This is a genomic window from Bacillus xiamenensis, assembly GCF_000300535.1.
Classification (GTDB): domain Bacteria; phylum Bacillota; class Bacilli; order Bacillales; family Bacillaceae; genus Bacillus; species Bacillus xiamenensis.
Genome location: NZ_AMSH01000016.1, coordinates 1 through 13408, shown reverse-complemented (window position 1 = coordinate 13408; position 13408 = coordinate 1). Strand labels below are relative to the sequence as shown.

Annotated in this window: 14 protein-coding genes; all 14 read left to right on the top strand. The window is 42.4% G+C overall.

Features of this window, described 5'->3' with window-relative positions; genetic code table 11:
• The first annotated feature begins 11 nt into the window (after positions 1 to 11).
• The 14 genes from ftsH (at position 12) to lysS (ending at position 13185) form a co-directional block, all read left to right on the top strand.
• Entirely contained in the window at positions 12 to 1913 is a 1902-nt protein-coding gene (gene ftsH, locus BA1_RS07580) for an ATP-dependent zinc metalloprotease FtsH (protein WP_008357397.1), read from the top strand.
• Positions 1914 to 2075: 162 nt separating this feature from the next.
• Entirely contained in the window at positions 2076 to 2852 is a 777-nt protein-coding gene (locus BA1_RS07575) for a type III pantothenate kinase (RefSeq protein WP_008357395.1), read from the top strand.
• Positions 2853 to 2866: 14 nt separating this feature from the next.
• Positions 2867 to 3742, top strand: a complete 876-nt coding sequence (gene hslO, locus BA1_RS07570) for an Hsp33 family molecular chaperone HslO (RefSeq protein ID WP_008357393.1) — start codon at positions 2867 to 2869, stop codon at positions 3740 to 3742.
• 46 nt (positions 3743 to 3788) lie between these two features.
• Positions 3789 to 4697, top strand: coding sequence for a peptidyl-prolyl cis-trans isomerase (locus BA1_RS07565; protein WP_008357391.1), 909 nt, complete (start codon positions 3789 to 3791; stop codon positions 4695 to 4697).
• 77 nt (positions 4698 to 4774) lie between these two features.
• Positions 4775 to 5698, top strand: coding sequence for a cysteine synthase A (gene cysK / locus BA1_RS07560; RefSeq protein WP_008357389.1), 924 nt, complete (start codon positions 4775 to 4777; stop codon positions 5696 to 5698).
• 124 nt (positions 5699 to 5822) lie between these two features.
• Positions 5823 to 7244, top strand: coding sequence for an anthranilate synthase component I family protein (locus BA1_RS07555; protein ID WP_008357387.1), 1422 nt, complete (start codon positions 5823 to 5825; stop codon positions 7242 to 7244).
• Positions 7245 to 7257: 13 nt separating this feature from the next.
• On the top strand, positions 7258 to 7851 hold the full coding sequence (gene pabA / locus BA1_RS07550; protein ID WP_008357385.1) for an aminodeoxychorismate/anthranilate synthase component II: 594 nt from the start codon (positions 7258 to 7260) through the stop codon (positions 7849 to 7851).
• Positions 7848 to 8696 (top strand): aminodeoxychorismate lyase, encoded by an 849-nt coding sequence (pabC, locus tag BA1_RS07545; RefSeq protein WP_008357383.1) that lies wholly within the window; start codon positions 7848 to 7850, stop codon positions 8694 to 8696. Before pabA ends, pabC begins: the two co-directional genes overlap by 4 nt.
• A 9-nt stretch (positions 8697 to 8705) precedes the next feature.
• Positions 8706 to 9563, top strand: coding sequence for a dihydropteroate synthase (gene folP / locus BA1_RS07540; RefSeq protein ID WP_008357381.1), 858 nt, complete (start codon positions 8706 to 8708; stop codon positions 9561 to 9563).
• Complete coding sequence (folB, locus tag BA1_RS07535) at positions 9556 to 9918, top strand: dihydroneopterin aldolase (protein WP_034738726.1); 363 nt, start codon at positions 9556 to 9558, stop codon at positions 9916 to 9918. Before folP ends, folB begins: the two co-directional genes overlap by 8 nt.
• Positions 9915 to 10418: a 2-amino-4-hydroxy-6-hydroxymethyldihydropteridine diphosphokinase gene (folK, locus tag BA1_RS07530; RefSeq protein WP_008357376.1), complete on the top strand. Its 504-nt coding sequence runs from the start codon at positions 9915 to 9917 to the stop codon at positions 10416 to 10418. The genes folB and folK overlap by 4 nt, the downstream gene beginning before the upstream one ends.
• Positions 10370 to 10603, top strand: coding sequence for a helix-turn-helix domain-containing protein (locus BA1_RS07525; RefSeq protein ID WP_008357374.1), 234 nt, complete (start codon positions 10370 to 10372; stop codon positions 10601 to 10603). The genes folK and BA1_RS07525 overlap by 49 nt, the downstream gene beginning before the upstream one ends.
• Positions 10596 to 11597 (top strand): tRNA dihydrouridine synthase DusB, encoded by a 1002-nt coding sequence (gene dusB, locus BA1_RS07520; protein ID WP_008357372.1) that lies wholly within the window; start codon positions 10596 to 10598, stop codon positions 11595 to 11597. The genes BA1_RS07525 and dusB overlap by 8 nt, the downstream gene beginning before the upstream one ends.
• Before the next feature lie 88 nt (positions 11598 to 11685).
• Positions 11686 to 13185 carry a lysine--tRNA ligase gene (lysS, locus tag BA1_RS07515; protein ID WP_008357370.1) on the top strand — a complete coding sequence of 500 codons (1500 nt, stop codon included), beginning with the start codon at positions 11686 to 11688 and terminating at the stop codon, positions 13183 to 13185.
• Positions 13186 to 13408 lie beyond the last annotated feature (223 nt).

Below are 13408 nucleotides of genomic sequence, written 5' to 3'. Positions count from 1 at the left end.
GGAGGTAAGGAATGAATCGGGTTTTTCGTAATACGATTTTTTATATACTTATTTTATTACTTGTGATAGGGGTTGTGAGTTATTTAGGGTCCCCTAATCAAAAGCCTGAGAACATGTCTTACAGCAAATTTTCGCAAAATCTAAGTGCGGGAAAAGTGGAGAGTATCTCCATCCAGCCTGTAAGAGGGGTTTATGAAATTCGTGGTCAATTAAATGGCGCAAAAAAAGATGAATACTTCATTACCCATGTTCCAGATGGTCAAGGTGTTGACCAAATTTACAGTGCGCTGAAGAATACAGATGTAAAAGTAGAACCAGCACCTGAAACAAATGGATGGCTGCAAGTTCTGACAACCATCATTCCGTTTATCATCATCTTTATCCTGTTCTTCTTCTTATTGAACCAAGCTCAAGGCGGTGGAAGCCGTGTCATGAACTTTGGTAAGAGTAAGGCAAAGCTTTACACAGAAGAAAAGAAACGTGTGAAATTTAAAGATGTTGCCGGTGCGGATGAAGAAAAGCAAGAGCTCGTAGAAGTGGTTGAATTCCTGAAGGATCCTCGTAAATTTGCGGAGCTTGGCGCAAGAATCCCTAAAGGGGTTTTACTAGTAGGACCTCCAGGTACAGGTAAAACATTGCTTGCGAGAGCATCTGCAGGAGAAGCAGGCGTTCCTTTCTTCAGCATCAGTGGTTCTGACTTCGTCGAGATGTTCGTCGGTGTCGGTGCATCACGTGTACGTGATTTGTTTGAAAATGCGAAAAAGAATGCACCTTGCTTAATCTTTATTGATGAGATTGATGCAGTAGGTCGTCAGCGTGGAGCAGGTCTTGGCGGTGGTCATGATGAGCGTGAACAAACGCTTAACCAGCTTCTTGTTGAAATGGATGGTTTTAGTGCTAACGAAGGTATTATTATCATTGCTGCGACGAACCGTGCAGATATCCTAGATCCTGCGTTGCTGCGTCCGGGACGTTTTGACCGTCAAATTACGGTTGACCGCCCAGATGTCATTGGCCGTGAAGAAGTACTGAAGGTTCATGCGAAAAACAAACCGCTTGATGATACAGTTAACTTGAAAGCCATTGCAAGCAGAACACCAGGGTTCTCTGGAGCAGATCTTGAGAACTTACTAAACGAAGCAGCGCTCGTTGCTGCCCGTCAAAACAAAAAGAAAATCGATATGCGTGATATCGACGAAGCGACTGACCGTGTCATCGCTGGGCCGGCGAAGAAAAGCCGCGTCATTTCGAAGAAAGAACGTAATATCGTGGCATACCATGAAGCGGGTCATACCGTCATTGGACTTGTCCTTGACGAAGCAGACATGGTGCATAAAGTAACGATCGTTCCTCGTGGTCAGGCAGGCGGATATGCGGTCATGCTTCCGAAAGAAGACCGTTATTTCCAAACGAAGCCAGAGCTTCTTGATAAAATTGTCGGCTTGCTCGGCGGGCGTGTTGCAGAGGAAATTACGTTTGGTGAAGTAAGTACAGGCGCACACAACGACTTCCAGCGTGCAACAAGCATTGCAAGAAGAATGGTAACAGAATTTGGTATGTCTGATAAACTTGGTCCGCTGCAATTCGGTCAATCACAAGGAGGTCAAGTATTCCTTGGCCGTGATTTCAACAACGAGCCGAATTATAGTGAAGCGATCGCTTACGAAATTGACCAAGAAATTCAGCGTTTCATTAAAGAAAGCTACGAACGTGCGAAACAAATTCTCACTGAGAATAAAGATAAGCTAGAAATCATCGCACAAGCTCTTCTAGAAGTTGAAACATTAGATGCTGAGCAAATTAAATCTCTTTACGAAACTGGAAAGCTTCCAGAGCGTGTATACGCAGATGACGAAGAGAAAAACGATGATGTGAAAGTCAACATCAAGAAAAAAGAAGATGAGGAGATCTAATCTCCTTCTGTGAAAGCTGTCGGGATCACCGGCGGCTTTTTTTATTTCGATTCATGAATGGATCGGTTTCGAATTGTTTACAAATGGAACTCCATTCGTGTATGGTATGATAGAAAGTCGAAAAATGCTCTTTTTGAGAAACTATTCAAAGTGGTGATGAAGTTGTTACTCGTGATAGATGTAGGAAACACAAATACCGTTTTAGGTGTTTATCATAATGGCGAATTGAACTACCATTGGCGAATTGAAACAAGCCGTCATAAAACAGAAGATGAATTTGGTATGTCGATCAGGTCCTTATTCGACTATGTAGGGCTGATGTTTGACCAAATAGAAGGGATTATCATCTCATCTGTTGTCCCGCCAATGATGTTTGCACTAGAAAGAATGTGTGAAAAGTATTTTCACATTACACCCCAAATCGTAGGGCCTGGAATGAAGACGGGATTAAACATCATGTGTGACAATCCAAAGGAAGTCGGCGCCGATCGAATTGTCAATGCGGTAGCAGCCATTCATCTATATGGTGCACCTCTCATTGTGGTAGACTTTGGAACAGCGACAACTTACTGCTATATCAATGAACAAAAACAATACATGGGTGGAGCCATTGCACCGGGTATTACCATCTCAACTGAGGCTTTATATACAAGAGCGGCTAAGCTGCCAAGAATTGAAATCGTCCGCCCGGATCATATCGTTGGAAAAAACACCATCAGTGCGATGCAATCAGGTATTCTATATGGATACGTTGGCCAAGTCGAGGGAATAGTGAAACGGATGAAGCAGCAAGCCAAACAAACACCGAAAGTTATTGCAACAGGCGGTTTGTCTACATTGATTGGAAAGGAATCAGACTGTATTGATGTTGTCGATCCGTTCCTAACATTAAAAGGACTTCAATTAATTTATGAACGTAACCGTGTCGGTGTAATATAGGAGGTTTAATCGAAATGGATTACTTAGTTAAAGCGTTAGCATATGACGGGAAAGTCCGTGCATACGCTGCAAACACAACAGATACAATCAACGAAGCACAGAGAAGACACCATACGTGGCCAACTGCCTCAGCAGCAATTGGCAGAACCATGACAGCTACAGTCATGATGGGAGCTATGCTGAAAGGCGAGAATAAGCTAACTGTCAAAATTGAAGGCGGTGGACCAATCGGAGCCATCATCGCTGATGGAAACGCAAAAGGTCAGGTGCGCGGATATGTCTCAAACCCACAAGTTCACTTTGACTTAAATGAACATGGTAAACTGGATGTCAGACGTGCTGTTGGAACAAATGGAACATTAAGTGTTGTCAAAGATATCGGAATGAAGGAACACTTTACAGGACAAACAGAAATCGTTTCAGGTGAAATTGGAGATGACTTCACTTATTACCTCGTCTCATCTGAGCAAGTACCGTCCTCTGTAGGTGTAGGTGTTCTTGTAAATCCAGATAACTCGATCCTCGCAGCAGGCGGTTTCATCATTCAATTGCTGCCTGGAACAGAAGACGCTGTCATTGATAGACTCGAACAGCGATTATCGACCATCGAACCGATCTCTAAACTCATTGAAAAAGGAATGACCCCCGAAGAAATTTTAGAAGAAGTGCTCGGTGAAAAACCTCAAATCTTAGAAACTGTACCTGTCGAATTCTCTTGTAACTGCTCAAAAGAACGGTTTGCTAATGGCATTATCAGCCTAGGACAAAACGAAATTGACGATATGATTGAACAAGACGGACAAGCAGAAGCTCAATGCCATTTTTGTAACGAAACGTATGTATTTACAAAAGAAGAGCTAGAAGAGCTACGTGAAGAAATGACCCGCTAAGCTCTAAGCAGCGGGTTTTCTTTTTAGAATGGAAAGGAGACGAAAGATGAGACTGAAAGCAAGAGTGGTATGGACATTTATCCTCGTTTTGCTCATGATCAATGCCGTTGTCATTGCATATGTATTAACAAAGTCACAAATGTCGCAGGCTTCTTCAAACGGCAAGAGCGGTGAAGAAATCGCGTCCATTGGAAAAGAGAAGGTAACACGTCAAGAATGGTTAAAGAAAATGGAAGACCGCTATGGAAAGGCAACACTTGAACAAATGATTAATCAGAAGGTAGTCAATCAGCTTGCGAAAGAAAACAAGCTGGAGGTGTCTTCAAAAGAGATCAATCGTGAGTTGTTGATGCTTAAAGCGGTGTCTAATAATTTCTACGAAGATGGTCATACGAGTGAAAAGGAATGGAAAGAGCAGATTCGTTATCAAATTTTATTAGAGCAGCTCTTAACAAGAGATGCGGTCGTCTCTGAAAAAGAAGCCAAATCCTTTTATGAAAAAAATAAGGACTTATATCAATATGATGACTCATACCGTATTCGCCATATTGTCGTGAAGACAAAGGACGAGGCAGAAAGTGTATTGAAGGATTTAAAAGGAGGATCTAGCTTCGAAGCTGTGGCAGCTGAACGATCCATCGACCGATATACCTCTCCTTACGGTGGAGATCTTGGGTTTGTGACAGAAGAACAAGAGAGCATCCCGGCCCTATACATACAAGAAGCCCAAAAGCTTCAACCAGATGAATGGACGAAAGAGCCAATAAAGATCAAAAATGGCTATGCCATCATACAATTAAAAGAAAAATTAAATGGCCGCTCCTTCTCTTATAAAGAGGTCAAAGATCAGATCAAAAGACAGATCGCAATGGAAGATCTAGGTGAAAAGGCGAATGTCAAAACCCTGTGGAAAGAAGCAAACGTCACATGGTTTTACGATGGAGAGCAGGACTAAAAGCATTGACAAAATTTTTCGAAATTGATAATTTAATATTAATACAATAAAATTACTCGGAGATAGAGGTGTTAGTGATGGCTCGTATTGCAAATTCAATTTTTGAACTTATAGGAAATACACCAGTCGTTAAATTAAACCGTATAGTAGATGAAGACAGTGCGGATGTCTACTTGAAACTCGAATATATGAATCCGGGCAGCAGTGTAAAGGATCGTATTGCGTTAGCTATGATCGAGGATGCTGAAGCGAAAGGTAAATTAAAAGCTGGCGACACGCTCATTGAGCCAACAAGTGGAAACACAGGAATTGGCCTCGCAATGGTAGCCGCAGCGAAAGGAATCAATGCGATTTTGGTTATGCCTGATACCATGAGTCAGGAGCGCCGCAACCTATTACGTGCTTATGGTGCAGAGCTTGTATTAACACCAGGTGCTGAAGGAATGAAAGGTGCGATCAAAAAAGCAGAGGAACTCGCTGAAGAGCATGGTTATTTCATGCCGCAGCAGTTTAGCAACGAAGCTAATGCTGAAATTCACCGCCGCACAACTGGGAAAGAAATTCTTGAACAGTTTGATGGCGAGCTTGATGCATTTATTGCAGGAGTTGGTACGGGCGGAACGATTACGGGTGCTGGTGAAGTTCTGAAAGAAGCCATCCCATCTATTCAGCTTTATGCGGTAGAACCAACAGATTCCCCTGTATTATCAGGAGGAAAGCCAGGTCCGCATAAAATTCAAGGAATTGGAGCAGGATTTGTGCCTTCCATCTTGAACACGGAAATTTATGACGGCATTATCCAAGTGAAAAACGAAGATGCATTTGAGCTTGCAAGAAAGGCAGCAAAAGAAGAAGGAATCCTTGGCGGTATTTCTTCAGGAGCAGCCATTTACGCAGCGCTTCAAACAGCGAAGAAGCTTGGTAAAGGGAAAAAGGTTCTAGCGATCATCCCAAGTAACGGAGAGCGTTACCTCAGTACTCCTCTTTATCAATTCGATTAAACGATACACCCCAGCATTTGCTGGGGTTTTTTCATGAATTCTGAAGATGGAAAGCAAATACTATTTTCTAAATAAATAGGATTGCATTACAATAAGATTAATGAAAATGAAAAAGGATGATAACATGACACAACGCAGGCCGATGGGCATCAAAATTCCTTTTACGAAAGATGCATTCTTGAAAAGATACGAACAATTAACGGCGCGTGAAACGCACCATGTTCTTCTTGAAAGTGCACGTGGCGGAGCATACAGTATTGCTGGCATTCACCCGATCGCTAAAGCGAAAGGGAAAGATGGAATGACAACCATTCATTATCAAGATGAGGTTCTGTTCAAAGAAGGCGACCCATTTAGAGCCTTTGCAGATTGGTTTCAAACCCTTCAAACGGAAACGAATGAGGAATATCCTGACTTTCAAGGCGGAGCGATTGGGTTTTTAAGCTATGATTATGCAAGATATATCGAGCATTTTAAAATGCTGTCAATTGATGATCTCAAAACACCGGATCTGTATTTTCTCGTGTTTAATGATGTTGCGGTCTTTGATCATAAAGAAAACGTGCTCTGGCTGATCACTCATACAGAGGGAGACGAACCTGTGAGTGAAGTTCATCAAAGACTAGAAGAATGGAAGCGAAGCTGGACAAGCACATCAGAAGAATCAGCACATCATTCACCTGTCAACGTGTCTTCTTCGGAATTTGTACCGGCTGCGCCTTTTACTGAAGAAGCTTTCGGGGAAGCTGTAGAGAAAATTAAGCAATATATCGCTAGCGGTGATGTGTTCCAAGTGAACCTGTCCATTAGACAAGATGAACAGCTTCATACGCACCCATATCATTTATACAAAACATTACGTCAAGTGAACCCATCTCCTTATATGTCCTATCTGCACACGCCAGATTTCCAGATTGTTTGTGGATCTCCAGAGCTGCTTATTAAGAAAAAAGGCACTCATCTAGAAACAAGACCGATTGCTGGCACAAGATCACGAGGCAAGGACGACGCAGAGGATCAAGCGCTGGCAAAAGAACTCATTGAAAATGAAAAAGAACGCGCAGAACATGTCATGCTCGTTGATCTTGAGCGGAATGACCTTGGCCGAGTGTCTACTTACGGCTCCGTACAGGTGAACGAATTCATGGCCATTGAGAAATATTCACACGTGATGCACATTGTCTCGAATGTACAAGGGGAACTCCGTGATGATTGTGATGCGGTCGATGTCATGAGAGCTGTATTCCCAGGCGGAACAATCACAGGTGCGCCAAAAGTGAGAACAATGGAAATCATAGAAGAACTTGAGCCAACAAGACGTGGGCTTTATACTGGATCTATAGGCTGGTTTGGATTCAATCAAGATATGCACTTCAATATCGTCATTCGTACGGCTTATTGTACAGAGGGCAAAGCCTTCATGCAGTCAGGTGCGGGCATTGTCATTGATTCTGTAGCAAAACACGAGTTTAAAGAATCCATTAAAAAAGCCTATGCAGTGAAAAAAGCATTACAGTTGAGCAAAGAAGAGACTATTTTGAGTTAGAGGTGAGCAGAGTATGATATTAATGATTGATAACTATGATTCATTTACGTACAACCTGGTCCAGTATTTAGGTGAGCTTGGAGAAGAGTTGATTGTGAAACGAAATGATCAAGTCACCATTCAAGAAATCGAACAGCTTAAGCCAGACTTTCTGATGATTTCTCCAGGACCATGCAGTCCGGATGAAGCGGGAATTAGTATGGAAGCGATTAAGCATTTTGCTGGGAAGATTCCGATTTTTGGTGTGTGTTTAGGTCATCAATCCATTGCACAAGTATTTGGTGGAGATGTGGTTCGCGCAGAGCGGTTAATGCACGGAAAAACGTCAGAGATTGAACATGACGGCAAAGGAGTTTTCACTGGACTCCAAAATCCACTCGTCGCAACGAGATATCATTCATTAATTGTCAAAGACGAGACGCTGCCTGAGTGCTTTATCAGAACAGCCAGCACAAAGGAAGGCGAACTCATGGCCATTCGCCATAAAGAACTGCCAATTGAAAGTGTTCAGTTCCATCCCGAATCGATTATGACGTCCTTCGGTAAAGAAATGCTCAAGAATTTCATTGAAACCTATCGTAAAAAGGGGAATGAAGTAAACGCATGATCATTTACCTGAACGGTCAGTATATAGAGGAGAAAGACGCGACTCTTTCTCCTTTTGATCATGGTTTTCTATATGGCATCGGTGTATTTGAAACATTTACCAGCCTGGCGGGACAAGTCTTCCTGTTAGATTGGCATCTTGAAAGGCTCAATCAAGCATTACTCGACCTTTGCATCGAATCCACAATAGAGAAACCATTTGTACTCGACATCATTCATACATTATTAACTCAGAATCGTATAGCCGATGGTCATGCGAGGATTCGCTTCAATGTTTCTGCGGGCAGAGGTAATGGCTTTTCTGCAGACCCTTATAAGGAGCCTGTCATTTTTGTAATGATCTCTCCATTCCGGCCTGAATCTATATTAGATGAAAAGCAGGGAGTCACTCTTGACACAAGAAGAAACACACCAGAAGGTCTAAGGCGGCTTAAGTCGCATCATTACATGAACAACTTGCTGGCTAAAAGAGAAGTAGGGAATGATCCATCGGTAGAGGGCATCTTTTTAACAAAAGAAGATGATGTGGCAGAAGGGATTACGTCGAATCTATTTTGGCGAAAAGAAGATGCGGTGTATACACCTTCACTTGATACAGGTATTTTAAATGGGATCACCCGCCGGTATTGTATCGAAACACTGCACGCTTTGGGGATTCCGCTAATAGAAGGAAGGTTTACACTCTCACACTTGCTGTCAGCTGATGAGGCGTGGATGACCAATTCGGTTCAAGGAATTGTGCCCTTTAAGAGTATCGGAGACATCATCCTGCCAAAAAACAAGCGAACGATCTCAACAAAGCTGAGAACACAATATACAAAAGAACGTCTAGAACATAAAGAGTAGGTGGACACAATGACACAACAAGTGATAAAACAGCCTAAAATCATACAAGCCAAGCACCATACCCTTAGTTATGAAGAGAAGACATTGGTCATGGGCATTTTAAATGTCACACCTGACTCTTTTTCAGATGGAGGAAAATTCAATCAAATCGATAAAGCGCTGGCTCATGCTAAGCAGCTGGTGGAAGATGGGGCGCATATTATTGATATTGGCGGAGAATCGACTCGGCCGGGAGCGTCGCTTGTCTCAGAGCAAGAGGAGCTTTCAAGAGTAATTCCTGTCATTGAGAATATCACAGAAGAATTAGATATACCTATATCCATCGATACGTATAAAGCCCATGTCGCAGATGAGGCGGTGAAAGCAGGAGCCTCTATCATTAATGATGTATGGGGAGCAAAAGCCGATCCTCAAATGGCGCATGTGGCAGCGAAGCACAATGTACCCATCATCTTAATGCACAATCGACCTGAGCGAAACTACACACATTTGATTTCAGATATGATCGCAGATTTGAAGGAAAGTGTTCAAATCGTCAAACAAGCGGGTGTCCGTGATGACATGATTATATTAGACCCAGGTGTAGGATTTGCGAAAAATAAAACAGACAACCTGATGGTCATGAATGAACTTGAACATTTTTGCCGCCTTGGCTATCCACTGCTTCTAGCAACATCTCGAAAACGATTTATAGGGGCAGTCTTAGACCTTCCGCCTGAAGAACGTACTGAAGGAACGGGGGCAACGGTCTGTCTAGGGATTCAAAAGGGCAGTGCAATGGTCCGAGTACATGATGTGAAAGAAATCGCAAGAATGGCAAAAATGATGGATGCCATGCTGAATAAGGGAGGCGCTTATCATCGATAAAGTATATGTAAACGGAATGGAATTTTACGGCTATCATGGCGTATTTGCAGAAGAGAATAAACTAGGCCAGCGCTTTCGTGTGGACCTGACAGCTTCACTTGATTTAAGTAAGGCAGGACAAACGGATGACCTGAATGAGACCATTAACTATGCTGAGCTCTACAACATCTGCAAAAACATTGTAGAAGGTGAGCCGGTGAACCTCGTTGAAACGCTGACAGAAAGAATTGCAAACCAAGTGTTAACAGACTTTCCAGCAGTTCAGGAATGTACAGTAAAAGTGATTAAGCCAGATCCGCCAATTCCAGGACACTATCAGTCCGTTGCCATTGAAATGACGAGATCACGCGCATGAACAACACAGCATATATCGCCTTAGGCTCAAACATAGGAAAAAAAGAAACCTACCTAAAAGAAGCTGTCAAAAAACTTCACGAACATCCGGATGTTCAAGTGGAATTAATTTCATCTATATATGAGACAACACCCGTAGGCTACGAAAATCAAGATGACTTTTTAAACATGGCAGTGAAGATTTCCACCTCGCTTCGTCCAAATGAACTCTTGGCTTTGACTCAAAAAATCGAACAAGAGTTAGGTAGAACAAGAGAAGTGAGGTGGGGTCCACGAACGGCTGACCTTGACATTTTACTTTATAATCGTGAAAATATTGAAACAGAACAACTTGTGATTCCACATCCTAGAATGTACGAACGTTTATTCGTTCTTGTTCCGATGAGTGAGATTTGCCCAGAAATCGGCGAAGTTCAGATAAACGCCGTAACAGACCAAGAAGGTGTAAGCATATGGAAAAAGACATGTGGGGTAGAAGAATTCGTGCATACCGTAAGCTAAAAGGGTATACTCAGGAAGGGTTCGCCAAAAGACTGGGTATCTCTGTCTCTGTCTTAGGAGAAATTGAGCGAGGCAATCGATTACCAACAAACCAAATGGTTGGTCAAATAGCAGATGCTTTAAATATAACGGTGGAAGAACTTTCACCAATAATTGAAGAGGAAAGGAGGGGACATGATGTTTAAAATCGGAGATATCGAGATTAAAAACAAAGTGGTGCTCGCACCGATGGCTGGTGTGTGTAACTCTGCTTTCAGACTCACTGTGAAAGAGTTTGGAGCGGGCTTAGTCTGTGCTGAAATGGTCAGTGACAAAGCGATCTTGATTAATAATGCCAGAACGATGGGCATGCTGTACATTGATGAACGTGAAAAGCCGTTGAGCCTTCAGATATTTGGAGGAGAAAAAGACACACTTGTAGAAGCGGCAAAGTTTGTCGACCAGCATACAACGGCAGACATCATTGATATCAACATGGGCTGTCCTGTACCGAAGATCACGAAATGTGACGCAGGAGCAAAATGGCTGCTTGATCCAAACAAGATTTATGAAATGGTATCTGCTGTCGTAGAAGCTGTAGATAAACCTGTTACTGTCAAAATGAGAATGGGCTGGGACGAAGACCATGTTTTCGCTGTCGAAAATGCCCGTGCTGTTGAGAGAGCAGGCGGACAAGCCGTTGCACTTCACGGACGGACCCGTGTGCAAATGTACGAAGGAACAGCAAATTGGGATATCGTGAAAGAAGTAAAACAATCTGTTTCAATTCCTGTTATCGGGAATGGAGACGTCAAAACCCCTCAAGATGCAAAACGTATGCTTGATGAAACCGGTGTGGATGCTGTGATGATCGGAAGAGCCGCACTAGGAAACCCGTGGATGATTTACCGGACGGTTCATTATTTAGAAACGGGAGAACTGAAAGAAGAACCAAACATACGTGAAAAAATGTCAGTGTGCAAACTTCACTTAGACAGACTCATTGATCTGAAAGGTGAGCATGTCGCTGTCAGAGAAATGAGAAAGCATGCAGCATGGTACTTAAAAGGTGTGCGAGGCAATGCAGACGTAAGAAACCAAATCAATCAAAGTGAAACGAGAGCGGAGCTTGTACAAGTTCTTGATGACTTTACGATCGAAGCCGAGGCAAAAGAGCTTCAAAGAATAAAAGTAGGATAACTCTATCTTTCTTTTTGTAGCTCACTGCTAGTGCATACTGGCAGTTTTTCTGCTTTTCTCTGCAAAATACATTATTGGAGTGATATAAATGAGTAATGAAGGGCTTAATAACGAAGAATTAAATGACCAATTTCAAGTGAGACGTGACAAAATGAATAAAATGAGAGAAGAAGGTATCGATCCATTCGGTGAACGATATGACCGTTCTCATCAATCTGCGCAAATTATTGCTGAATATGACGAGTTTTCAAAAGAAGACCTAGAAGAAAAAGCGGTTCAAGTCACAATCGCAGGTCGTATGATGACAAAGCGCGGAAAAGGGAAAGCTGGCTTTGCGCACATTCAAGACTTAGAAGGACAAATTCAAATCTATGTGCGTAAAGATAGTGTAGGGGAAGAAGCTTACGAACTATTCAAGAGCTCAGACCTAGGCGATATCATCGGTGTGACAGGAACAGTATTTAAAACGAATGTGGGAGAACTTTCAATTAAAGCAACCGGATTTGAGATTCTCACAAAAGCACTTCGCCCGCTTCCTGATAAATATCATGGCTTAAAAGATGTAGAACAACGCTATCGGCAGCGCTACCTTGACTTAATTGTCAATCCAGAAAGTAAGCAGACGTTCATCATGCGAAGCAAAATCATTCAATCAATGAGAAGATACTTAGATTCTAAAGGATACCTAGAAGTTGAAACACCAACAATGCATAGCATCCCTGGCGGTGCATCAGCTCGTCCTTTCATTACTCACCACAATGCACTTGATATGCCGCTTTATATGCGTATTGCGATCGAGCTGCATTTAAAACGTCTCATTGTCGGCGGCCTAGAGAAAGTATACGAGATTGGCCGCGTATTCCGTAACGAAGGGGTATCTACTCGTCATAACCCGGAATTTACAATGATCGAGCTGTATGAAGCATACGCAGACTATAAAGACATCATGAACTTAACCGAAAACCTGATTGCTCATATTGCCCAAGAGGTGTTAGGGACAACAACGATTCAATATGGTGAAGATGAAATTGATCTAAAACCAGAGTGGAAGAGACTTCATATGGTTGAAGCGGTCAAAGAAGCAACAGGTGTAGACTTCTGGCAGGAGATGTCTGTAGAAGAAGCGAAACAGCATGCTGCTGATCACGGTATTGAAATCACGAAAAACATGACAGTAGGACATATTATCAATGAGTTCTTCGAGCAAAAAGTAGAAGAAACGCTGGTTCAGCCTACCTTTATTTACGGACACCCAGTCGAGATTTCTCCATTAGCTAAGAAAAACCCTGAAGATCCGCGCTTCACGGACCGCTTTGAGCTATTCATTGTGCGCCGTGAACACGCAAATGCATTCACAGAGCTGAACGATCCAATCGATCAAAGAGAACGCTTTGAAGCTCAATTAAAAGAACGTGAAGAAGGAAATGACGAAGCGCATCTCATGGATGACGATTTTGTTGAAGCATTGGAATATGGAATGCCGCCAACCGGCGGACTAGGAATCGGTATCGACCGATTAATCATGCTACTAACAAACTCTCCATCAATCAGAGATGTACTGCTTTTCCCTCAAATGAGAAACCGTTAATACATCAACAAAAGCGCCATTTTAACTGTGGCGCTTTTTATTTTTCATAAAATGAAACTTTTTTCATAAAAACTATTGCAAGAAGAGAATCCAGGTGGTATATTATTATTCGTTGCCGCAAAACAGCAACAAGGTTAAAAAAGAAATTGAAAAAACTTCTTGACTTTAACCAAGACAAAATGATAAGATATTAAAGTCGCTTCCGAGCGATAACGAAAATGAT

Coding starts and splice junctions, on each gene's coding strand:
- hslO (WP_008357393.1), top strand. CDS start 2,867: ATGGATTACTTAGTTAAAGCGTTAGCATATGACGGGAAAGTCCGTGCA.
- cysK (WP_008357389.1), top strand. CDS start 4,775: ATGGCTCGTATTGCAAATTCAATTTTTGAACTTATAGGAAATACACCA.
- folK (WP_008357376.1), top strand. CDS start 9,915: ATGAACAACACAGCATATATCGCCTTAGGCTCAAACATAGGAAAAAAA.
- ftsH (WP_008357397.1), top strand. CDS start 12: ATGAATCGGGTTTTTCGTAATACGATTTTTTATATACTTATTTTATTA.
- dusB (WP_008357372.1), top strand. CDS start 10,596: ATGTTTAAAATCGGAGATATCGAGATTAAAAACAAAGTGGTGCTCGCA.
- BA1_RS07525 (WP_008357374.1), top strand. CDS start 10,370: ATGGAAAAAGACATGTGGGGTAGAAGAATTCGTGCATACCGTAAGCTA.
- BA1_RS07555 (WP_008357387.1), top strand. CDS start 5,823: ATGACACAACGCAGGCCGATGGGCATCAAAATTCCTTTTACGAAAGAT.
- lysS (WP_008357370.1), top strand. CDS start 11,686: ATGAGTAATGAAGGGCTTAATAACGAAGAATTAAATGACCAATTTCAA.
- folP (WP_008357381.1), top strand. CDS start 8,706: ATGACACAACAAGTGATAAAACAGCCTAAAATCATACAAGCCAAGCAC.
- pabC (WP_008357383.1), top strand. CDS start 7,848: ATGATCATTTACCTGAACGGTCAGTATATAGAGGAGAAAGACGCGACT.
- BA1_RS07565 (WP_008357391.1), top strand. CDS start 3,789: ATGAGACTGAAAGCAAGAGTGGTATGGACATTTATCCTCGTTTTGCTC.
- pabA (WP_008357385.1), top strand. CDS start 7,258: ATGATATTAATGATTGATAACTATGATTCATTTACGTACAACCTGGTC.